Here is a 22,186-nt window from a genome sequence, read left to right on the forward strand (position 1 = left end):
TGTTATGCCCATTCGCCGTTTCTAAAAATAGGAACACGTGAGCCATCTTTTTTGATACCATCAATATTCATTTTATTTGAACCAACCATAAAGTCAACATGAGTTTGGCTACGATTTAATCCTGCTTCTTCCAATTCATCTTCAGTCATTTCAGTACCACCTTCAATATTGAAAGCATAAGCACTGCCTAAAGCCAAATGGTTTGAAGCATTCTCGTCAAATAATGTGTTAAAGAATGTAATACCTGATTGAGAAATTGGAGAGCTATCAGGTACAAGAGCGACTTCACCTAAGCTTTTAGCCCCTTCATCTGTTTCTAGTAATTTTTTCAAAACATCTTCGCCTTTTTCAGCTGTCACATCAACAACTTTTCCATTTTTAAAAGTAAAGACCATATTTTCAATTGTATTTCCCGCATAACTTAATGGTTTGGTGCTTGAAACAACGCCATCAATTCGACGACGATCAGGTGCAGTAAATACTTCTTCAGTAGGCATATTCGCCATGAAACGTTCGCCACGTGCATTTTTACTACCGGCACCTTCCCAATGATGATGTTCAGGAAGACCAATCACTAAGTCAGTTCCTGGAGCAGTGTAATGTAGGGCATCAAATTGTTGAGCATTTAATTCAGCTGCTTTTGTTTCCAACGTTTTATCATGTTTATGCCAAGCGTCAATTGGATCGGCTTCATACATGCGACATGCTTTGAAAATAGCGTCCCATAAAGCATCAACTTGTTCTTCGTTAGAAGACAACTCTGGGAACACTTTTTTAGCCCAGTCACTACCAGCGGCTGCAACAACGGTCCAACTTAATTTATTTGCTTGAGTCGCTTGTCTGAGCGGCATCATTGCTTTTCCGTTAACGGATTGGAAAGTAGCTAAACGTTCTCCATCTACACCAGAGAACGCGTCAGGATTTTGAGAAACCACACTAATGCGACTTGCCCCTTTTTCTACCCAGTCATTGGCTTCTTTTATCTTATAATCAGGGACAGTTGAAATAACGTCATCATCAGCGTGTAAGAAAAATTCTCTGTTGATTGTGTCATCTGACCATTGCACAACAACTTGTTTAGCCCCTAATTTATAGGCTTCTTTTACAATATAACGAGCTAGTGGTGCTTGCTCTACTTGTATATTTAATACCACTGTGTGTGAATCAGAAACATTTACTCCCACTTTAGTGATTAATTCGGCATATTTTTGTAATAAATGATCAAAATTAGTTAAAACCATACTATCATCCTCCAAGTAAATTATTAGTATTATCTTAGCATAGGATGAGTGTTGTAACAAATTTAAAATCAATTCTTGTTTAAAAATAAAAACATAGTCAAAAATTAATTGTTAAAAGATGCTTTTTTGTATCAAAAAAGCCATGTTTTTTTATAGATTAACTTGTTGGATAATAAATTCATGTTATAATAAAATTAAATTAAATAACTTTAGTTTGACACGTATTGTTCGTATTATAAACATATTAAGAACAAAGGAGAGATTTTTGTGGCAAGGAAGAAAACAATTACACGAGAACATATTTTATCAGCTGTATATGAAGTGATTTCAACTGAAGGTTTCAGTGGATTTACAGCAAGAAATATAGCAAATAAAATGAAGACATCCACACAACCTATCTATTTAGAATTTAAAAACATGGATGAGTTACGAACTGTTTTTATTGATAGAGTAACATCAGACATTAGATCAGAAGTATACGATCGCCGATTTACAGGTGATTGCATTGTTGATTTATCGATCAATTATGTTAAATTTGCTTCAGATCATAGCGTCCTTTTTAAGTCATTATTTGTGGATGAACATGAGTGTGGTAACCAATTAAACGAGTTTACCCATGATTTATTTAATGAAAAAGTAGCGAGTGATGAAAAATATAGTAAATTAAGCCATACAGTAAAAGAAGCTATTTTTATAAATTGCTGGGTTATGAGTGTTGGGTTAGCTTCTCTTGCAGCGTCGAAACGAGCTAAACCAAAAAACGAAGAAATTGAAAAGATAATAAAAAACCTGATTGATTTATCGATGAAACACCCAGATGTATCCTTAACAAGATAAAAAAACAGGAAAATTAATTTTCCTGTTTTACTTAATTATTTAATTGTTGCACTAAAGAATCAGCAAAGGCTTCAAGTGCAACAATATCATCTTCTTCGGCAGCTAAGTCAACTTTAACTGACTCAGCGCCTTTTTTTGCGCCTGTTGATTGGAAGGCTTTATCAAATTGGTCTACAACTTGACAAAAACACGGATAAAAAGTATCACCCGAGCCAACGACTCCATATAATTTACCTGTTAAATCTAATTCTAAAAGGTCGTCATAAAAATCAGCAATTTCATCTGGAACAAGTAAGTCATCATAAGTATAACTCCCAACAATGCAAATATCAGCATCAAGAAAGTCATCCGCATCGACTTGTGTACATTCATTAATTTCAACATCAATGCCTTTATCCTCTAATCGCTCAGCAACAATATCAGCAATTTCTTCGGTATTTCCGGTAAGACTAGCATAAACAATTTTAGCAACAGCCATGATTTTCCTCTTTCCTATGATTCATCATCTAAGAAAATTATAACAAATAAATGATAGTTTTCAATAGATTTATCTGTTGCGAGTTTTGTCGAACGGGTGTGTTTATGCTAGAATAAGAAAGCAAAGAATGAAAGGGAGCGAAAATAAATATGATTACATTAAAATCAGCAAGAGAGATAGATGAAATGGAAAAGTCTGGTCAGTTATTAGCTAGTGTCCATGAAGCACTAAGAGATTTCATTAAACCAGGTGTAACAAGCTGGGACATTGAAGTATTTGTCAGAAATATGATTGAAGAAAATGGTGGAATTGCAGCTCAAATCGGATACGAAGGCTATGAGTATGCAACTTGTTGCAGTATCAATGATGAAATTTGTCATGGATTCCCTAGAAAAACCCCATTAAAAGACGGTGATTTAATTAAAGTAGACATGTGTATTGATTTAAAAGGAGCGATGTCTGACTCTTGTTGGGCATATGTTGTCGGTAAATCAACACCTGAAATTGATAACTTAATGGAAGTTACTAAAAAAGCTTTGTATTTAGGGATTGAACAAGCAAAAGTCGGCAATCGTATAGGAGATATTGGTCACGCCATTCAAACGTATGTTGAAGGTGAAAACCTGTCTGTAGTACGAGATTTCATAGGACATGGTATAGGACCAACAATACATGAAGCGCCATCTGTCCCTCATTATGGTCAAGCAGGAAAAGGGTTACGTTTAAAAGAAGGTATGGTTATTACAATAGAGCCAATGGTTAATACGGGAACTTGGCAAATGAAGATGGATAATAATGGATGGACTGCAAGAACGAAAGACGGTGGACTTAGCTGTCAATACGAGCACACAATTGCTATTACAGCAGACGGTCCAAAAATTTTAACACTACAAGACGAATAGGAGCGTTGCACGGAATGGGAAAAATAAAAGAAAAGAAAGATTGGCGATCGTTTGTTAAGGATTTTATGGCGACGTTAAAACAAGCCGATGTTACAATCTATTCCATTGTTGTAACATATTACATGTTATTATCATTTTTCCCACTCTTCATTGTGATTGGTAATATATTGCCCTATTTAAAAATCGATGAGGCCACAATTTATCCTTATATTAGAGAGTTGTTACCACCAGATATCTATCGTCTTTTAAAAGATACGATAGAAGATTTGTTGACTAAGAGTAATGGTGGTTTACTTTCTATTTCTGCGGTAGGAACATTTTGGGCGATTAGTAAAGGTATTAATGGGATTCGTATTAGTTTAGATAAAGCATATGGTGTATCTAAGCAAAAAACGCAAATTATTAGGCGGTTATTATCATTTTTTATGGTATTTTTATTGATGTTAGCTCTATTAGTTTTAATGTTTATAATGGGGTTTGGGCAGGTAATATTGGAGCACCTTCTTCCGATATTAGGGTTACCAGATAACATATTATCAACATTTCAAACACTGAGATGGCCAGTGACCATCTCTGTCTTATTTGTTGTTATGACGTGTCTTTATTATTTTTTACCGAGTGCGAAAATACATTTTAAGACCATTTTATTTGGTGCAGTATTTACAACTATTACTTGGATGATAGTGACCCAAGCTTTTAGTTTATATGTGATACATTTCTCAGGTAAAATATCCAGCTATGGTATTATTGGAGGATTTATCCTTTTTATGTTTTGGCTAAATATTGCTGCTTCGATTATTATTATTGGTGGTGTGATCAATGTTACCGTCGAAAGATTTCTCTATGGACCAATTAACGTAAAAGAAAGTGTTGTTGGAAATTACGTAGAAAGTACGATGCAACGAGTAAAAGAAAAAAGAGAAGAAAAAAAGAAAGAAAACTCAGTTAGTTAATTGAGTTACTCTTTCTTTTTTTTTCGGTCTAACAACTTTTTTTGACGATAAGCTTTGTTTCCAATAAACTTGAGTACATGTAATAAGGGTTGCCTGTTCTCTCCGCTTAGTTCAATTAATTCAATAAATAATTGTAAACCAAGAAGAGACGCAATCGTCAAGAAAATAGTTCCCCATGTATTGGTAAACAAGTATAGAAATGAAATAAGTGAAAAAATAAGAGACATGCAATAAATCATCACAACAGCTCCCCTGTGTGTAAATCCCAATGAGATGAGTCGGTGATGCAAATGCATCTTATCAGCTGATGAAATAGGTTTTTTATTCAATAATCGTCTAATCATGGCAAATACAGTATCTGTCAAGGGAACGCCTAATATAATTAGTGGCGTAATCAATGAAATGAATGTTGCATTTTTAAGCCCTTGTAGTGATAATAAAGAAATTAAAAAACCTAAAAATAAAGCTCCGGTATCTCCAAGATATAACGTTGCCGGATAAAAATTGAAAGGGAAAAATCCTAGCGTGCTCATTAGCAAAATAAAAATGCTAAGTGGGACAACAATGTGTACAGCTCCAGTTGATGCTCCAATATAACCAATAATTCCAATGGTAGTTAAAGCGATGATGGAAACCCCTGATGCTAAACCATCTAACCCATCAATTAAATTAATTGCATTGGTTAATCCTGCAATCCACAAAATGGTAATTGGGTAACTCAGCCAACCAAAATGTATGGTTCCAATATATGGCAAGGTGATAGAGTGCATAATAATGTCAAAGACAAAACAAACATATAATGCCGCTAAAAGAATCCCAATCATTTTTTGTTTAGGTGATATCTCGAAAATATCATCAATTAAGCCAGTGACCACAATAATTCCAGAAGGAATAATTAGATGTAGAGCATAGCTTGTTGGAATAATATCATTAAACAAAAATAAAATGGATAAAGAAAAAGAGATAAAAATAGCTAACCCACCTGCAGTTGGCATAGGTTCTGTATTGATTCGTCTTTTATTAGGTTGGTCAACAGCACCAATAATAAAGGCTAAATTTCGAATTAAAGGCGTTATAAGGAAAGCAAAGAGCATCGTTAAAAATAAACGAAATGATATCTCTAATATAAAGTTCATTCTCTTACCTACTTTCAGAATTCAAACTATATTATAACACGTTCTTTATTTAATAAACAATTTAATTCTAACTATGAAGATTTGTTTAAAAAAGTCTAAATATCCTGATTAGTTTTCCTAAAAAATAAAGATTATGCTATACTGTTTAAGATTGAAATTATTTTTTATTCAAATATGATTAGGAGAAGGATAGAGTGAAAAAAAAGAAAGAAAAAAAAACTCCAAAAAATAAAGAAATACGAGAAGAAAATTATATTTCATTAAATCAACGACGAAATAGAAAAAGAGACACAAAACTTAAACGTAATATGTTAAAAATCAGTAAAGTTTTAGGTATTATTTTATTACTTTGTTTACTAGGAGTTGTTGTTTACGGAGCAAAAATGTTTATAGATGGCAATAAGTTCCTAAATGATGCTTATAAGCCTAGAGACACCATGCAAGTTGCTAATGATAAAATTGACGTTCAAAAGGACCCTATTTCGATACTATTACTTGGTTTAGATGATGATGCTGAGGATACGAGGGGAACTGGTGGAGCTAGAACAGATTCAATGATTTTACTCACCATCAATCCTTCTAAAGAATTAGTCAGTATGGTGAGTATACCGAGAGATACTTACACGCACATTCAGACGAAAAATTTTGACGGGAATGATAAAATAAATGCTGCTTATGCACATGGTGGGATTGAAGGATCGATAGATGCAGTAGAAAATTTATTGAACATTCCAATTAATTATTATGCAACAGCTGATTTTAAAGCATTCGAAGATGTCGTGAATGCAGTCGGCGGGGTAGAAATAAATGTTCCGTTTACTTTAACAGAACAAAATGCACAAGGTAAAAAAGTCGTTGAGTTAAAAGAAGGAAAGCATAACTTAAATGGCGAAGAAGCCTTAGCTTTTGCTAGAACACGTTATGTGGATAATGACGTTGAGCGTGGGAAAAGGCAACAAGAAGTTTTAGAGGCTATTGCACAAAAAGCGATGGCAGTAGGATCGATTGCAAAATATAAAAGTATTTTAAATGCATTGGATGGACATATTACAACAGATATGCCACCTAATCGTATTTTGTCAGTGGCACAATCTGGTTTAACAAAAGATTACAAATTCGATTCATATGTTTTTTCTTGGATGAGTTACATGTATGGTGATCAAAGTATGGTCGGTTTACATAAAGATAGCGTTGATTATATCTCGCATAAATTACGTCTATCACTTAATTTAGAACCGACAGATAATCGAGATGAAGAAGGCTATAAATTTACAACAGATAGCGTTGTTGACCCAAGAACTTATCCACAAGATGGGTATGCAATAGATGATGATTAGGAGTTTAGGGGGCGTTTCCCTTAGACTCTTTTTTAAATTAATGAAGAATGGGTTAAGTTTAGAATGAAATTTTGATAAAATACTAATAATAGTGTAAAATGGTGTAGTTTTAATGAACAGAAAAAGAATAGGATGGGTCAACGTGAATCAAAAAGAAAATCCAAAAGTAGAATTAACGATGATTACCAAAGAATATGATTTGTATAAAAAAAAATCAGATAAAATCAAAGCATTATTTAAATTTTCAGAGAAACGTGTGCCGCATTTCTGGGGACTAAGGGGAATAGATTTGAAAGTCTATCCAGGTGAAGCAGTGGGATTAATCGGAATTAATGGATCTGGAAAATCTACGTTATCAAATATATTAGCAGGAATCATCCCTCAGACAACTGGGCAAATGACAATCAAAGGCGAAACATCCATTATTGCCATTGGTGCTGGGTTGAAACCACAATTAACAGGTCTTGAAAATATTCGTTTAAAGTGTTTGATGCAAGGGTTAACGAATGAAGAAGTTGATGCTATTTTACCGGATATTACAGAATTTGCTGACATAGGGGATTTTGTGAATCAGCCGGTAAAAAATTATTCTAGTGGGATGCGTTCAAGATTAGGTTTTGCGATTGCTGTTCATAATAACCCAGATGTATTAATTATTGATGAAGCCTTATCAGTTGGAGATGATACATTTTATCAAAAATGTGTGGATCGTATTTTACAATTTAAAGCAGAAGGAAAAACAATCTTCTTTGTGTCACACTCTTTAAACCAAGTAAAGAAACTGTGTGATAAAGTCGCTTGGATTCATTATGGTGAATTACGTGAATACGGGGATACAGCAGAAGTTGTTGCCAATTATAATAAATTTATAAAGTGGTTTAGAACATTATCAGAACAAGAAAAAAAAGAGTATCAAGACGATTATAAAGAAAAGCAAAAAAACTTTAGTGTGGATGATCTAAAAAAAATAGCATCTGAACGAGGGCATGGTAAATCCGCTTTAAGAGGTCCTGCTATTGGAACAATGTCACTGTTAACAAAAGTCGTTTTGTTATTTATGATTGTAGGAATTGTAGTATTTGGTACAATTAATATTAGAGGACGCTCTTTTAAATCATATTTTGCAGAAAAACAAACACCTCAAGTCGAGAAACAATTAGCACGAGATATCTCAGCGGAACAACTTTATGAAACGTTTATTGATTAGTTCGATTAAAGAAATATACAGTTGGTTGATACGCCTGTTGTCTAATAGTAATCGACAAAATGAGGTAGTAGAACAAGTGTGCTATTTAATGAGCTTCCCTAATAATGATCAAGGCTTAATTGAAGCAATCCAACGACATTACCCAATCGTTGTGTTGTATAGTAAAAGTTGTAAAGATGAAGCGAAACTATTAGAGAAAAAGGGTGTATCCATTTATTGTTTAGACACGATTAATGGGTTAATTAATGGTATGAAGCAATTATCCATAAGTAAGATCATTGTAGCAGATAATTATTTTGCTTGTTTAGGGGACATCACGTTTAAAGAAACGCAAACCGTGTACCAATTATGGCATGCTACTGGGGCAATCAAACAATTTGGGTTAGAAGATAAAGCAGCGATGAAACGCTCAAAAAAAGATAAAGAGCGATTTAAACGTGTTTATAATGCGTTTGATTATGTTTTTGTAGCATCCAAAAAAATGGGTGAGGTTTTTAAACGAAGTTACGGTTTTTCTGATGAACAAATTCTTTTGACTGGCTTTTCTCGGACAGATCATTTAGTGAATGGGACAAAGACAAATAACCAGAAAGATAAGCGCCATATTTTATATTTACCAACTTATCGTGACAGGATTCCATTGGAAAAGTGGTTGCTAGATATAGAAGGTGTATCCAAGCAATTAAATGAACATGATCTCTTGCAAGTTAAATTACATCCACATGTTAAATTAACACAAGAGATGACAATGGAGAATGTTGAGTGGATTTCATCAAGTCAATCTGCAGATGACTATATTAAACAATCAGATGTCCTGATAACAGATTATTCTTCAGTGGCATTTGACTTTACTGTGGCTAACCCAGATAAACAATTAATTATGTATTGGCCTGATGAAGTGATTTATGAAGAAATAACAGGCATACAAAAAGGGATAAAGCAAGACTTTCCACAAAAAGTTGTTTATACACCAACAGAATTATTAGAGCAGTTAAATAGTAATCAACCAATAGATAACCAAAGATTTAATCAATTATGGAATACTTATAATGATGGTAAGGCAACCAGTCGGGTAGTAGGAGAGATCAAAAAGGTAATGGATGGAGAAAAATGACAAAAAAGGTAGAGTATATTTTAGATACACCAGTTGATCAGTTAAAAATGTCAGATATTGAACGTGATATGTCTTGGTATTTTGACCATCATCAAAAAATGGTGTTAGCCAGTATTAACCCTCAAATTATTTTAATGTCTGAAAAAAATAGATGCGTGAAATCATTTATTGAGCATGCGACCCATCGCTTTGCTGATGGTATTGGTGTAGTTAAGATGTCGAAATGGACAAAAGGAAGCATTAAAGAGCGAGTTGCTGGGATTGATGTGATGGCAAGTGTGTTAGAATTTTGTGCAGCAAATAAAAAATCAATCTTTTTATATGGTGCTAAACCATCTGTTGTGGCACAAGCTGCTAGAAATATTCAACTAGACTATCCTGGAGTTATCGTGGCTGGGTGGTTGGATGGTTATCAGAAAAAAAGTAGTGGTGAAGTAATTGATATGATAAATAAAACACATTCAGATGTGTTATTTGTTGCCCTTGGCTCACCTAAACAAGAAGAGTGGTTACAACGCTATATGCCACAATTAAATGCGACTGTTTTCCAGACTGTTGGAGGAAGTTTTGATGTTTATAGTGGAACGGTAAAGCGAGCGCCTGAAGTATTTATTAAAACAAATTTAGAGTGGTTGTATCGCTCAGTAAGTAACCCGAAGCGCTTAAATCGTATTTTTCAAGTACCTTTGTTTGTCACGAAAGGATTAGTGTGGCATTTAAAACAAAGTAAACAGTAAGGAGAGCAAAAACGTGAATGACGTAAAGACCGTAATTACAGAACAATTTAAAAATTTTGGGATTATTCGTCGTATTTCTAAATATGAAGAAAAAGCCACTTATCAAAGTCACTATCTTGGATTATTGTGGCAAGTATTAAATCCAGCCATTCAAATAGGGATTTATTATCTAGTTTTTGGGCTTGGAATGAAGCGAAAGGATATTGATGGCATACCATATATTATTTGGATGCTTGTAGGGATTATCGCTTGGTTCTTTATCAATAGCTCAATATTAGGAGAATCCAATAGCATCTATAAGCAAATAGGAATGGTCTCAAAGATGAAATTTCCAGTCAGTATTTTACCAACTGTTAATATGGCAAGTAACTTTAAAAGCTATCGTTGGATGATGTTAATTTTGCTTACTTCGATGTTTGCTGCTGGGATTTATCCTAATATTTATTGGATTCAGTATTTTTATTATCTATTTTGTATGTTGGCGTTTTTATTTGCGTTTGGTATTTTGAATTCGACCATTTCAGTCTTGATAAGAGATTATCATATTATGCTTCAATCTATTCTGCGTTTGTTGTTCTATTTATCTGGCCCAATTTGGGAATTTCAGCGTATTTTTGCCGGAACAAAACATGCATGGGTGACGAGGTTGTTAGAATTAAATCCTATTTATTATATTATTGATGGATTTAGAGACTCGCTATTATATGGTCGTTGGTTCTGGGAAAAAGGTGTCCAAACAATCTTTTTCTGGTTGGTTGTTGGGGTATTACTTATTTTAGGATCACATATTCATATGAAATTTAGAGCACGATTTATGGACTTTATGTAAAAGGAGATTACCATGAAAAAAATAATAGAAACAGTGATTTCAATATGGTTTAAACTATTGGGCAAATTGCCGAAAAAAAATCTGGTCTACTTTGAAAGTTTTCATGGTAAGCAGTTTAGTGATAATCCTAAAGCCGTTTATGATTATTTAAAAAAAGAAGACGCAACACTTGAACTAGTGTGGGGAGTAACGCGTGGATATGAGGAAACCTTTATCAAACAAAAGGTTCCTTACATCTCACGTTTTTCTTTGCACTGGTTTTTTGTTATGCCACGAGCAAAATTTTGGGTAATCAATACAAGAACACCATTATGGTTAAGTAAAGATAACCAAACAATCTATATCCAAACATGGCATGGCACACCCTTGAAACGTATTGGAGTAGACATAGAGGAAGTTAATATCCCTGGTTACACAAAAGAGAGTTATGATCAAGAATTTTTACAAGAGAGCAAACGCTGGAACTATCTAACCTCTTCAAGTGATTATACAACAGCACACTTTAAACAGGCTTTTGGCTTTACAGGTGAGATGATTACAAAAGGATTTCCAAGAAATGATCAGTTGGTTAACAGAAAGTCTCACGAATCAAAAATAATGGAAATGAAACGTCAATTAGGTATTGATAACGATAAAAAAATCATTTTATATGCACCCACTTGGCGTGAAACTGATCATAAGACAGCCAATGGGTACGAGTTTAGCATCGAGTTTCCGTATGACAACTTTATAGAGACATGTGGTGAAGATATGATATTGCTTGTTAGAATGCATTATTTAGTTGCTCAAACGCTAGATACCTCGAAATGGCCAAAAGATAAATTGATAGATGTTTCTGTAGGGTATGATATGAGTGATTTATTGTTGGTGAGTGATGTATTGATTACAGATTATTCATCTTGTATGTTTGATTTTAGTCTAACAAATCGTCCCATGCTATTTTTCATGCCTGATTCAACACAATACGAACAAGATATCCGAGGATTTTATCAACCGATTCAGTCTTTGCTACCAGGTCCAATCATAAAGGAACCAGATAAATTAATCGAACAGTTAAAAAATTTAGGTACAATAGATTATAATAAGCAGTATGAAACCTTTAAGCAAATGTTCTGTAACAAAGAAACTGGAACATCAGCTCAATCTATTATGAAGATAATAAAAAAAGAAATGAGTGAATAACTATGGCTGTACTATCTAAAATGAAAAGGATTGCTCAACCGTTAGTCAAAAGAAAACTATCTCCTATCGGAAAACGAGTGGAAACATACACCCATTATTTTATTAATGAATCAGTCGATAAAAAGACGATTTTTTATGAAAGTCGTGATGGAAAATCTCTAACAGATTCTCCACTTGCTATATGTCTGTATATATTAAAAAAAGATGTGGAAAAACAATATACCCATATATGGAGTATTCAGTCATCTGAAGAGATGTCTTATTTTATGAATCGTTTTAAAGAATATGATAATGTGTTGTTTGTTGAAAGAAATTCTGATGAGTATTTAAAGTGGCTGACGAAAGCAGAGGTATTAATCAATAATGCCACCTTTCAGTCATTTGTGACAATTAAAGAAGAACAGACTTATATCAACACATGGCATGGAACACCATTAAAAACAATGGGGTTTGATATACCGGGAAACCCCAGTGGTGCTAGAAATGTGGTTCGCAATTTTTTCATGGCCGATGTTTTGCTTAGCCCAAATGCTCATACAACTAATATGTTTTTAGATAGTTTTAGATTAAGAAATAACTATCAAGGTGTGATTTTAGAAGGTGGGTATCCAAGGATGGATGCAACCTTTAGTCATGACCATGATCATTTAATTCGGTTATTGCACGAAAGAGGTGTGAACCTGGATTTAAGTAAAAAACTATTACTCTATACACCAACATGTAAAAGTGGGGAAGTGTCTTACACCGAACAAGAAATTCGTCAGATGATTAGTGAGACAACTATTTTGCGAGATCAATTTGGTGAAACCTATAACATTTTAATTAAAGTTCACCCATTTATTTATGATAAAGCCAAAAAGGAAAAAGCGTTAAGTGCTTATTTAATCCCTGATGGAATTGACACAAATGAATTACTATCACTAGTAGATGTGTTAGTAACAGATTATTCAAGTATCTTTTTTGATTTCTTAGTAACCGATAAGCCAATTATTTTTTATTGTTGGGATGACGACTTATACAGTCATGAACGCGGTAAATACTTTGATTATGATGAATTACCTGGTCCTGTTGCCTTTAACTTGGATGGGTTAATCAATATTATGAATCATTTAGAAAAAAGAATCGAAGACACTCGTTGGAACTATGAGCGATTTAAACGATTATATGTATCTTATGATGATGGAAATGCAACACAACGTTATGTTGATTATTTATTATTTAACCAACCACTATCAGAAAAAATCAAAGAAATTCGCCAGAATCCAGATAAGCAAAAATTGCTTATTTATCCTGGAGGCCTACGAAAAAATGGGATTACGACAAGTTTTTTAAACCTTTTATCAACCATTGATTATGAAAAATATGCTGTGACGTGTTTATTGGGTAATCCAACCATACAAGATCAAATAGAGTCTATTCAACGTATTCCAAAAGAGGTATCGTTACTATTTAATTTTGGTGAACCTAGTTATACGATGGGGGAAAGCTACCAAGATTTGTATTATCGCATGCGTGGTGTCAATCCAAAGAAAAAAGAAAAATTCCCATTACATATTTATCAACGGAATATCAAGAGATTACTAGGAAAAAATAAATTTGATGTAAGTATTGACTTTAGTGGCTATAGCTTGCATTGGACAAAAAATATCCTAGCAGTCGACTCAGCGATGAAAGTCTGTTACTTACATAGTGATATGTTGGCTGATATGAATCGCGAGGTAAATGGTAAAAAAATTCACTATATCAATGTTAAAGGGATTATTAGTGTGTATGATTTTTATGACAAGTTAGTATCCGTGTCTAGTGTCATTCGTGATGTTAATAAGCAAAACTTGTCTAGCTATGCTGATGAATCAAAATTTGTGTATGCAGAAAATCTATTAAATATTCCACATATTTTAGCAACTGAGCCAGAACAAGTGTCAACTCACTCAAAACCGACACAACGATTATTTAGAGAGGCATATTTAAACAATCCATCAGAACCATTGGTGATTTTTGATACCAGACCTGATAGTCAATATGCTAATAATACAACAAGGGTATTATCAAAAGCTGAATTAACAGTATTAGGTAGATTTGTGTATCAAGAAGAAAGTTATGTGAAAATTAGTCAAGGTGATCGTTACATAGGTTGGATTAAAGAAAGTCATGTGACGTTGTTAGCTGATAGTATCCAATCAGAACACATCCTTTATAAACTCTCTAAGTTACAAGGTGGGGAGCATCATAAGTTATATACGCATCCTTTAGGATTAAGTGACAGTAAGATAATTTGTTCATTAAATCATTTTGATCGTTTATATGTATTGGTAACAAAAAAAGTGATCACTCATACCGGGACCAGTTATGAATTATCCAACGGGAAAGAACCACTTGGATGGGTGAGTCCATCCGCCATTAGAGAGATGAGTTCAGTGGCGATGTTTCAACGTCAACTAACTAAAAAATGGTTAAATACCTTGTTTTCAACGGTTAATAGAAAGCGACTTGATGATTTGACTTCGTTATCAAGACAGTACCCGATTAACGAATTAGCTCAGTTAACCAACGTGACAAAAGCATATGAGCAGCCCGATAGTGCCGCTAAAACTACTCAATTAGACATTGGCACATCAGTGATTTTACAATCAAAAAATAGTCAAACTGGCTGGGTGAAAGTTAAATTAGAAAATGGTCTGTCTTATTTTATAAAAGAAGCCGAGTTATCTGTTACAGTGTCTCACGATCCGTTTATTTTGTTAAAAGAGCCACAATGTTTTCCAGCAATCGTTCAGACATCAGAAGTGGTTATTTATGCCTCACTTGATGACGTATTGACACATAAAGGCTTGCTCTCACGTGTGCCAAAAGAAGTACGTGTGATTCAACGAGCACAAACCAATCAATTCAACACGTTTTACCAAATCCAACTTAAAAATAAACAAGTTTGGATAAGGAAAGATCATGTAACTTACGATCTATCAAAAGGCGTGATGAATAATGAAGGGACTTTTTTTGAATACCCTAATACCGTCAACGAGCCAACCTTTGTGACGGTCGGACGACTATCACAAGAAAAAAATCAAGCTCTCCTCATTGAGTCATTTAAATTATATTATGAAACATATAAAAAAGGGCATCTTTATCTAATTGGAGATGGTCCTGAACGAGAAAATTTAATGAATCAAATTAAACAATATCATTTAGAAAAAGTTATAACCATGATGGGACAATTAAATCAACCTTATCTTTTTATGACCCATTGTGATGTATTCGTTTTAACGTCTTCTTATGAAGGGCAATCCATTGTATTACTTGAGGCACTGACATTAAAAATGAACGTGGTGTCAACTGACATACCGGCTTGTAGACAAGTATTAGGGAATGGTAAATATGGTATGTTAGCAAAACAGAATGATGCTGAAGGTGTATTTAACGCGATGGAAGCCACTCTTATGAAGAAGAAACGGTTTAAATCATTTAATCCGAGTCACTATAATAAAAAAGCAATGTTGGCTTTTTATGATATTATTAACAAAGAATCTGAATAAAATAACATGTTTTGGTATAAATATGATAGTTAAGTCGAAATTGTTACAATTAAAATCCATTCCTTGTGATATAATGTGGTTATGAAAATAATTAGAAAAAATGAAAAGCAAATAAATTGGAGGAAACAATGGAAGAAACAGTTAGTTTAGATGAGATTTTTCAACTTTTAAAGAAAAAATTGGCGTTGATTATTAGTATGTTAATCTTAGGAACAATTATATCGACAGTCGTGACATTATTTGTTATTACCCCTAAGTATAGTGCTACCACCCAATTAGTGGTGCAAACTAAAGGATCCGACTCAAATATAAATACGGATAAGATTAATTCCAATTTACTACTTATCAACACCTATAAGGATTTGGTGAAAAGTAAAGTTGTTACAGAAAAAACGAAGGATCAGCTAGTTAAAGATGGGATGACTGGTATTTCAGAAGATTTCTTATCACATGCTATTTCTGTTGAGCAAAATCAAAATTCACAGCTCTTTTCAATTAAAGCTGTGACGACTGATCCTATTAAATCTGCCACGATCGCAAATACTGTTTCAGAAATCTTTCAACAAGAAGCTGTTGTGATGACTGATACAGATAAAGTATCCATTGCATCAAAAGCCACCCCGAATAACCAGCCTATTTCACCAAATAAAAAAGTGAATATAGCAATTGGCGCTGTTCTAGGTTTAATCGTAGGGGTGATGTTAGCTTTATTATCAGAATTATTTAATCGTACGGTAAAAACAGAGGACTATTTATCAGATAAACTAGGATTACCAGTCTTGGGGATTATCCCGTTGATGAGTGATCGTGAGATGAATGAAATCCGTAAATTACAAAGTAATGCCTTTGTAAATGAAGAAATGTTTTTTGAAGTAAATGATTTGTATAAAGAATCATTAAATACAGAAGTTGATGGATTAGATGCTGATCTATATAGGGCACGCTTTGAATCAAACGATGAAATATCTGATTAATGAGTGAAAAGGAGAACATAATGAGTCAAAAGAAAAGAACAAATCGAAAAAAATCAGGAAAAATGGAATCACCTCAGCCTTCAACCTTGTTTACATTAATTGAGCCAAACTCCTCTATTTCTGAGCAATTTAGAACCATTCGAACTAATATCCAATACTCACAATTAGGAAAACAAACAAAAAGTGTGGCTATTACATCTGCTGGACCTAGTGAAGGAAAGTCAACAACAGCAGCCAATTTAGCTGTTATGTTTGCTAAACTTGGATTAAAGACATTATTAGTTGATGCAGATATGAGACGCCCAACATCTCATTTAACGTTTGAACTGGACAATGGTACGGGGCTTAGCAATTTATTAAGTTTAACACAATTATCTGTTAGTGAAGTGGTACAAGAGACAAATATTCCTTATCTTGACGTGATGACAAGTGGGATTAGAGTACCTAACCCATCTGAATTATTAGCTAGTCCTCGAATGAAAAAACTCATCAGTGTATTAGATGAGTTATATGATTTTGTTATTTTTGATATGCCACCTGCCTCAACTGTGACAGACGTTCAATTAGTGTCTCCACACTTAGATGGTGTCGTGGTTGTAGTAAGAAAAGAAGTAACCGATAAAAAAGCACTAAATCGATCCATTTATCTACTGGATAAAGTCGATACAACCATTTTAGGGTGTGTTTATCTGGACAAAGTAGAAGTCAACTATGCAAACTACTATTATAGTTAAAAAGGAAGGAAAAGGATTATGGTTGTTGATTTACATTGTCACATATTACCAGGCATAGATGATGGGGCACAATCGATGGAAGATTCTTTATTCATGGCACGAGCTGCTGTGTCTGAAGGTATCTCTCATATCCTTTGTACACCACACTACAATAATGGTCATTATCTTAATAAAAAGGCTGATATCATCGAGCAGGTTGCCGCGTGTCAGAAAATACTTGATGAGCAAGGGATACCATTAACATTATTTGAAGGTCAGGAAGTGCGTATTTCACCTGATTTATCCCGTCGAATAGTGAAAGATGATATCTTATTTGCTGACTTAAATGATCAGTATTTGTTGATAGAGTTCCCGTTTTCAACTGTCCCAGATTATAGTGAATCAGTTTTATCTGATTTATGCCAGCAAGGTTATCGACCAATTATTGTGCACCCAGAGAGAAATAATATCTTTTTAGAACAACCTAAAAGATTACAACCCTTTATTGATATGGGGTGCTTGTCACAAGTGACAAATGGTAGTTATATTGGTCAGTTTGGGAAAAAAATTCAACGCGTGACAAAACAAATGATTAAACAAAATTATGCTCATATGTTGTCATCAGATGCGCATAATGTATCAACACGTGGTTTTTATACAAAAGCGGCTTATGATTTACTAGAGAAAGAATTTGGTAAAGAAAAAAGAAACGCATTTGTACAAATAACAAAAGATATTGTTAATGGAGAACAGGTAGAGGTAGCACCCATTGTATCAGCAAAAAAACATTGGGGATTTTCTTAAAAAGGTTAAGGTGGTCGTTGTTGTGAGTCGAAAAGTCAAAATGTCTATACTGATTGGTGTGGACGCAAGTATCATTATTTTAGCTAATATAGTTGTTAGTTTTTATACCAATTTTTTATATCAAACAAATGATCCTGTCCCACTAAGGGTTATAGGATTACAACTTGTCTTGTACTTATTATTAGGGTCGGTGTTTAAGGTGTTTAATCGACTAACCAGATACACAAGCATTAACGCTATTCTATCCATCTTTTTCGCTGTTAGTGCTTCAAGTATGTCGGAGTACATCATTTTAAGTTTTGTTCCATCGTCTTCTATCGAGCATTTACAAATATTATTAGCTTATTTTATTGTTCTACTAGCTATCACCAGTTCAAGGGTCGCTTGGCGATTAATCGTGGATTATTTAAACATGTATCATTATAAAGGTGTAAAAAAATGTGACAATGCCTTTATTATTGGTGCGGGAGATGGTGGAGAGCTATTATACAATACTGTACGCTATAAATCCTCTCAGTTAGGATTAAACTTCAAAGGATTCATTGATGATGACGTCAATAAAAAAAATACTTACTTATCTGGATTAAAAGTGGTGGGTTCCATTGATGAGTTACCTATGCTTATAAAAGAATATGAAGTAAAAGTTTTAACCGTCGCGATTCCTTCTATGACTGCGCCACAATATGAGCATTTACTAGATGTGACACGAGATTTAGAGGTGACCATCAACGCCATTCCTTCTATTGAAGAGTTGGCCATGGGAGAAGTCTCTGTGACTAAATTACGTGACATTGATGTGGTTGATTTATTAGGAAGAGATGAAGTCACATTAGACATGGATTCTATCAAGAATCAATTAGCCAATAAAACTGTCTTAGTAACAGGTGCTGGCGGATCGATTGGTTCAGAAATTTGTCGACAAGTCATGGCTTTTTCGCCAAAAAAAATCGTGTTATTAGGTCATGGTGAAAACTCTATTTATTTGATTGAAAAAGAATTAAGACAACATTATGCCGATAAAAACACAGAAATCGTTCCAGTGATTGCTGATGTGAGAGATGCTAAACGGATTTTTGAAGTCATGAGCACGCATAAACCTTTTATTGTGTATCATGCTGCCGCACATAAGCATGTGCCTTTAATGGAGTATAATCCAGTAGAAGCATTAAAAAATAATATTTATGGAACAAAATACGTAGCAGAAGCTGCTTTAGCCAATGATGTTACCAGTTTTGTTATGGTCTCAACAGATAAAGCAGTGAAACCACCTAATGTCATGGGCGCAACCAAACGTATCGCAGAGATGATCGTGACGGGATTAAATGGCAAAGGAACAACCAAATTTTCAGCCGTGCGATTTGGTAATGTGCTTGGAAGCAGAGGAAGCGTTGTGCCACTCTTTAAAGAACAAGTCGAAAAAGGGGGGCCTGTGACTGTCACAGATTTTCGTATGACACGCTACTTCATGACCATACCAGAAGCCAGTCGCTTGGTTATCCAATCAGGAACACTGGCAAAAGGTGGCGAAATCTTTATCTTAGACATGGGCGAGCCAGTGAAGATAGTTGATTTAGCTAAAAAAGTCATCAAACTAAGTGGCTATACAGAAAACGAGATACAAATTATCGAAAGTGGGATTAGACCTGGAGAAAAACTCTACGAAGAGTTACTAGTCGATAAAGAACGCTCGAAAGAACAAGTCCATGAAAAAATATTTGTAGGAAATGTCAATGGCTTTACCTATGATGAAGTCATGAAAAAATTGAAAGAGTTACCAGAGGATTACACAGCATTAGCAAAAGAGCTAGTATTATTTGCGAATCAATCAAGTGAGGAGTAATAAAATGAAAGAGTATGAGAGAATTTATTTATCATCACCCCATATGAGTGATGAAGGCTATGAGCAAGAATATGTGAAAGAAGCTTTTGATACAAACTGGGTTGCCCCACTTGGGAAAAATGTTGATGGTTTTGAACAAGAATTAGCTGACTATGTAGGAATCGATCATGCAGCTGCCTTAAGTTCAGGAACATCTGCTATCCATCTAGCGTTAAAAGCTGTTGGCGTAACAGAGGGTGACACCGTTTTTTGCCAAAGTTTAACTTTTTCTGCAACTGCTAATCCGATTATTTATGTAGGAGCTACGCCTGTTTTTATAGATAGTGATAGAAAAACTTGGAACATGGATCCACAAGCACTAAAGAAAGCCTTTGAAAAATATACGCCTAAAGCAGTTTTAGTTGTTCATCTTTATGGTCAATCAGCTGATTTAGATGAAATAAAAGCATTATGTGATGAACACAATGTCGCGTTGATTGAAGATGCTGCAGAGAGTCTAGGTACTCTTTATAAGGGAAAACATACAGGAACTATTGGTGATTATGGTATTTTCTCTTTTAATGGGAATAAAATTATCACTACATCAGGTGGTGGTATGCTTGTTTCAAACAATGAAGAAAAAATAAAAAAAACACGTTTTTGGGCTACACAAAGTAGAGACCAAGCAAGACACTATCAACATTCAGAGATTGGTTATAACTATCGTATGAGTAACATAGTCGCAGGTATTGGTCGAGGGCAATTAAAAGTACTAGATGACAGAGTTGAAAAGAAAAGACAAATATTCTCATTATATAAAGAGCATTTAGGAGAGTTAGATGGTGTTATCTTTCCAAATGAAAATGAGTTTGAGTATTCAAATCATTGGTTAACACCAATGTTAGTTACAAAACATGTGACACCAATCGAGATTATGGAAGCTTTGGAAAAAGAAAATATTGAGAGTAGACCAATATGGAAACCAATGCACCTACAACCAGTTTTTTCTTCGTATGATTATATTGGTGGCAATGTATCAGAAGAATTATTCAATCAAGGAATATGTCTACCGAGTGATACCAAAATGAGTGTAGAACAACAAATGAGGGTCATCAACATTATAAAAGAAGTATTTGGAGAGAAAGATTTATGATAAAGGAAACATTCTATGTTAAGTATATGAAACGATTTTTAGATATAATACTTTCAGGGTTAGCATTGATTGTTTTATCACCAGTTTATTTGGTAGCCGCTATTTTGGTTAGAATAAAACTTGGTTCACCAGTTATCTTTATACAAAAAAGACCAGGTAAAGATAACAAAATTTTTAATATGTATAAGTTTCGAACAATGACAGATAAAAGAGATGAACAGGGAAGTTTATTGCCAGATGATGTAAGGCTAACGTCATTTGGAAAAATACTTCGTTCCACTAGTTTAGATGAGTTACCAGAGTTATGGAATATATTTAAAGGCGATATGTCAATAGTTGGACCAAGACCACTATTAATAGAGTACCTTGATATATATACAGATGACCAAATTAAAAGACATCTAGTAAGACCTGGATTAACTGGGTTAGCTCAAGTAAATGGAAGAAATGCTATCTCATGGAGTGAAAAATTTCAATTTGATATTGATTATATTGAGTCTATTTCTTTTTCACTAGATATTAAAATCATTTTTCTAACAATAAAAAAAGTACTTATCAAAGAGGGCATTAGTTCAGATACTTCAGTTACGATAGAAAAATTCAATGGAGAAAATTAATGGAAGAATTAATAATAATAGGTTCAGGTGGGCATGGTAAAGTATGTGCTGAGATAGCTGAGTCGATGAATAAATGGAAAACTATTAGTTTTTTGGACGATAGTTTCCCGAGTGCTAGAAAATGTTTAGATTTTGATATTATAGGTAAAACTTGTGATATGGAGAATTATACTTCACATGATTTCTTTGTAGCGATTGGTGATAACAGCGTTAGAGAAAAGTTTTTTGAAGAATTAACCTTATTAAAATGTAATATTGTTTCATTAATTCATCCTACATCATATATTAGTAAATATTGTAGTATCGGAAACGGAACATCAATTCATCAAAATGTTGTGATTAATACAGATTCTACAATTGGAAAAGGTTGTATTATCAATACAGGAACTATAGTAGAACATGAAAATATTATATCTGATTTTGTCCACTTATCTCCCCATGTTAGCTTAGGAGGTAGGGTGAGTGTTGGTAAAAAAACTTGGATAGGTATAGGTAGTACTGTAATAAATGATATAAAACTTATACATAACGTAATGATAGGAGCAAGTTCTTTGGTTAGAAGAGATATTTTAAAATCTGGTATATACGTTGGTAATCCAATAAGAAGAGTATAGGAGTGC

General features: G+C 33.9%; 20 protein-coding genes. 17 read left to right on the top strand and 3 right to left on the bottom strand.

Annotation, left to right across the window (positions count from 1 at the left end):
* Nucleotides 1-2: 2 nt before the first annotated feature.
* The gene (locus AC37UB_RS05525) at nt 3-1,241 is read right to left on the bottom strand and encodes an aminopeptidase (RefSeq protein ID WP_117972576.1); all 1,239 of its coding nucleotides are present in this window, start codon (nt 1,239-1,241) and stop codon (nt 3-5) included.
* A gap of 267 nt (nt 1,242-1,508) precedes the next feature.
* Here AC37UB_RS05525 and AC37UB_RS05530 point away from each other — a divergent pair, with 267 nt between their 5' ends.
* Nucleotides 1,509-2,078 (top strand): TetR/AcrR family transcriptional regulator, encoded by a 570-nt coding sequence (locus AC37UB_RS05530; protein WP_241699293.1) that lies wholly within the window; start codon nt 1,509-1,511, stop codon nt 2,076-2,078.
* 31 nt (nt 2,079-2,109) lie between these two features.
* Here the strand turns inward: AC37UB_RS05530 and AC37UB_RS05535 are convergent, their stop codons facing one another.
* Complete coding sequence (locus tag AC37UB_RS05535; protein WP_241699294.1) at nt 2,110-2,556, bottom strand: flavodoxin; 447 nt, start codon at nt 2,554-2,556, stop codon at nt 2,110-2,112.
* Between the two features lie 149 nt (nt 2,557-2,705).
* Here AC37UB_RS05535 and map point away from each other — a divergent pair, with 149 nt between their 5' ends.
* Both map and AC37UB_RS05545 read left to right on the top strand, forming a co-directional pair.
* Nucleotides 2,706-3,458 carry a type I methionyl aminopeptidase gene (map, locus tag AC37UB_RS05540; RefSeq protein WP_117972579.1) on the top strand — a complete coding sequence of 251 codons (753 nt, stop codon included), beginning with the start codon at nt 2,706-2,708 and terminating at the stop codon, nt 3,456-3,458.
* 14 nt (nt 3,459-3,472) lie between these two features.
* Nucleotides 3,473-4,411, top strand: coding sequence for a YihY/virulence factor BrkB family protein (locus AC37UB_RS05545; RefSeq protein WP_117972580.1), 939 nt, complete (start codon nt 3,473-3,475; stop codon nt 4,409-4,411).
* Between the two features lie 5 nt (nt 4,412-4,416).
* On the opposite strand, the gene AC37UB_RS05550 is transcribed toward AC37UB_RS05545, so the two are convergent.
* Nucleotides 4,417-5,547 carry a glycosyltransferase family 4 protein gene (locus AC37UB_RS05550; protein ID WP_117972581.1) on the bottom strand — a complete coding sequence of 377 codons (1,131 nt, stop codon included), beginning with the start codon at nt 5,545-5,547 and terminating at the stop codon, nt 4,417-4,419.
* Between the two features lie 194 nt (nt 5,548-5,741).
* Between AC37UB_RS05550 and AC37UB_RS05555 the strand changes: the two genes are divergently transcribed.
* From AC37UB_RS05555 to AC37UB_RS05620, 14 genes are all read left to right on the top strand, one after another.
* Nucleotides 5,742-6,884 carry an LCP family protein gene (locus tag AC37UB_RS05555; protein ID WP_117972582.1) on the top strand — a complete coding sequence of 381 codons (1,143 nt, stop codon included), beginning with the start codon at nt 5,742-5,744 and terminating at the stop codon, nt 6,882-6,884.
* Between the two features lie 112 nt (nt 6,885-6,996).
* On the top strand, nt 6,997-8,091 hold the full coding sequence (locus tag AC37UB_RS05560; RefSeq protein WP_117972583.1) for an ABC transporter ATP-binding protein: 1,095 nt from the start codon (nt 6,997-6,999) through the stop codon (nt 8,089-8,091).
* Nucleotides 8,072-9,205: a CDP-glycerol glycerophosphotransferase family protein gene (locus tag AC37UB_RS05565; protein WP_117972584.1), complete on the top strand. Its 1,134-nt coding sequence runs from the start codon at nt 8,072-8,074 to the stop codon at nt 9,203-9,205. Before AC37UB_RS05560 ends, AC37UB_RS05565 begins: the two co-directional genes overlap by 20 nt.
* Complete coding sequence (locus tag AC37UB_RS05570) at nt 9,202-9,942, top strand: WecB/TagA/CpsF family glycosyltransferase (protein ID WP_117972585.1); 741 nt, start codon at nt 9,202-9,204, stop codon at nt 9,940-9,942. Before AC37UB_RS05565 ends, AC37UB_RS05570 begins: the two co-directional genes overlap by 4 nt.
* A 13-nt stretch (nt 9,943-9,955) precedes the next feature.
* The gene (locus tag AC37UB_RS05575) at nt 9,956-10,771 is read left to right on the top strand and encodes an ABC transporter permease (protein ID WP_117972586.1); all 816 of its coding nucleotides are present in this window, start codon (nt 9,956-9,958) and stop codon (nt 10,769-10,771) included.
* A gap of 12 nt (nt 10,772-10,783) precedes the next feature.
* Nucleotides 10,784-11,953 (top strand): CDP-glycerol glycerophosphotransferase family protein, encoded by a 1,170-nt coding sequence (locus tag AC37UB_RS05580; RefSeq protein WP_242094122.1) that lies wholly within the window; start codon nt 10,784-10,786, stop codon nt 11,951-11,953.
* Nucleotides 11,954-11,955: 2 nt separating this feature from the next.
* Entirely contained in the window at nt 11,956-15,486 is a 3,531-nt protein-coding gene (locus AC37UB_RS05585) for a CDP-glycerol glycerophosphotransferase family protein (protein ID WP_490685422.1), read from the top strand.
* A gap of 128 nt (nt 15,487-15,614) precedes the next feature.
* The gene (locus tag AC37UB_RS05590) at nt 15,615-16,460 is read left to right on the top strand and encodes a YveK family protein (protein ID WP_242094126.1); all 846 of its coding nucleotides are present in this window, start codon (nt 15,615-15,617) and stop codon (nt 16,458-16,460) included.
* 20 nt (nt 16,461-16,480) lie between these two features.
* Nucleotides 16,481-17,194 (top strand): CpsD/CapB family tyrosine-protein kinase, encoded by a 714-nt coding sequence (locus tag AC37UB_RS05595; protein ID WP_242094128.1) that lies wholly within the window; start codon nt 16,481-16,483, stop codon nt 17,192-17,194.
* A gap of 18 nt (nt 17,195-17,212) precedes the next feature.
* Nucleotides 17,213-17,977: a tyrosine-protein phosphatase gene (locus tag AC37UB_RS05600; RefSeq protein ID WP_241699299.1), complete on the top strand. Its 765-nt coding sequence runs from the start codon at nt 17,213-17,215 to the stop codon at nt 17,975-17,977.
* 40 nt (nt 17,978-18,017) lie between these two features.
* Nucleotides 18,018-19,817 carry a polysaccharide biosynthesis protein gene (locus AC37UB_RS05605; protein ID WP_490685481.1) on the top strand — a complete coding sequence of 600 codons (1,800 nt, stop codon included), beginning with the start codon at nt 18,018-18,020 and terminating at the stop codon, nt 19,815-19,817.
* A gap of 4 nt (nt 19,818-19,821) precedes the next feature.
* Entirely contained in the window at nt 19,822-20,949 is a 1,128-nt protein-coding gene (locus AC37UB_RS05610) for a DegT/DnrJ/EryC1/StrS family aminotransferase (RefSeq protein ID WP_490685423.1), read from the top strand.
* Nucleotides 20,946-21,566, top strand: a complete 621-nt coding sequence (locus AC37UB_RS05615) for a sugar transferase (protein WP_490685424.1) — start codon at nt 20,946-20,948, stop codon at nt 21,564-21,566. The genes AC37UB_RS05610 and AC37UB_RS05615 overlap by 4 nt, the downstream gene beginning before the upstream one ends.
* A complete protein-coding gene (locus AC37UB_RS05620) occupies nt 21,566-22,180 on the top strand; it encodes an acetyltransferase (protein ID WP_242094132.1) in 615 nt (204 codons plus the stop codon). Before AC37UB_RS05615 ends, AC37UB_RS05620 begins: the two co-directional genes overlap by 1 nt.
* Nucleotides 22,181-22,186 lie beyond the last annotated feature (6 nt).

The organism is Vagococcus changpingensis (assembly GCF_058211775.1).

Excerpts from the sequence above, each read along its gene's own strand:
- AC37UB_RS05590 (WP_242094126.1), top strand. The coding sequence starts at position 15,615 with ATGGAAGAAACAGTTAGTTTAGATGAGATTTTTCAACTTTTAAAGAAA.
- AC37UB_RS05615 (WP_490685424.1), top strand. The coding sequence starts at position 20,946 with ATGATAAAGGAAACATTCTATGTTAAGTATATGAAACGATTTTTAGAT.
- AC37UB_RS05525 (WP_117972576.1), bottom strand. The coding sequence starts at position 1,241 with ATGGTTTTAACTAATTTTGATCATTTATTACAAAAATATGCCGAATTA.
- AC37UB_RS05610 (WP_490685423.1), top strand. The coding sequence starts at position 19,822 with ATGAAAGAGTATGAGAGAATTTATTTATCATCACCCCATATGAGTGAT.
- AC37UB_RS05565 (WP_117972584.1), top strand. The coding sequence starts at position 8,072 with ATGAAACGTTTATTGATTAGTTCGATTAAAGAAATATACAGTTGGTTG.
- AC37UB_RS05535 (WP_241699294.1), bottom strand. The coding sequence starts at position 2,556 with ATGGCTGTTGCTAAAATTGTTTATGCTAGTCTTACCGGAAATACCGAA.
- AC37UB_RS05550 (WP_117972581.1), bottom strand. The coding sequence starts at position 5,547 with ATGAACTTTATATTAGAGATATCATTTCGTTTATTTTTAACGATGCTC.
- AC37UB_RS05560 (WP_117972583.1), top strand. The coding sequence starts at position 6,997 with ATGAACAGAAAAAGAATAGGATGGGTCAACGTGAATCAAAAAGAAAAT.
- AC37UB_RS05605 (WP_490685481.1), top strand. The coding sequence starts at position 18,018 with ATGTCTATACTGATTGGTGTGGACGCAAGTATCATTATTTTAGCTAAT.
- AC37UB_RS05545 (WP_117972580.1), top strand. The coding sequence starts at position 3,473 with ATGGGAAAAATAAAAGAAAAGAAAGATTGGCGATCGTTTGTTAAGGAT.
- AC37UB_RS05600 (WP_241699299.1), top strand. The coding sequence starts at position 17,213 with ATGGTTGTTGATTTACATTGTCACATATTACCAGGCATAGATGATGGG.
- AC37UB_RS05570 (WP_117972585.1), top strand. The coding sequence starts at position 9,202 with ATGACAAAAAAGGTAGAGTATATTTTAGATACACCAGTTGATCAGTTA.
- AC37UB_RS05595 (WP_242094128.1), top strand. The coding sequence starts at position 16,481 with ATGAGTCAAAAGAAAAGAACAAATCGAAAAAAATCAGGAAAAATGGAA.
- AC37UB_RS05585 (WP_490685422.1), top strand. The coding sequence starts at position 11,956 with ATGGCTGTACTATCTAAAATGAAAAGGATTGCTCAACCGTTAGTCAAA.
- AC37UB_RS05580 (WP_242094122.1), top strand. The coding sequence starts at position 10,784 with ATGAAAAAAATAATAGAAACAGTGATTTCAATATGGTTTAAACTATTG.
- map (WP_117972579.1), top strand. The coding sequence starts at position 2,706 with ATGATTACATTAAAATCAGCAAGAGAGATAGATGAAATGGAAAAGTCT.
- AC37UB_RS05620 (WP_242094132.1), top strand. The coding sequence starts at position 21,566 with ATGGAAGAATTAATAATAATAGGTTCAGGTGGGCATGGTAAAGTATGT.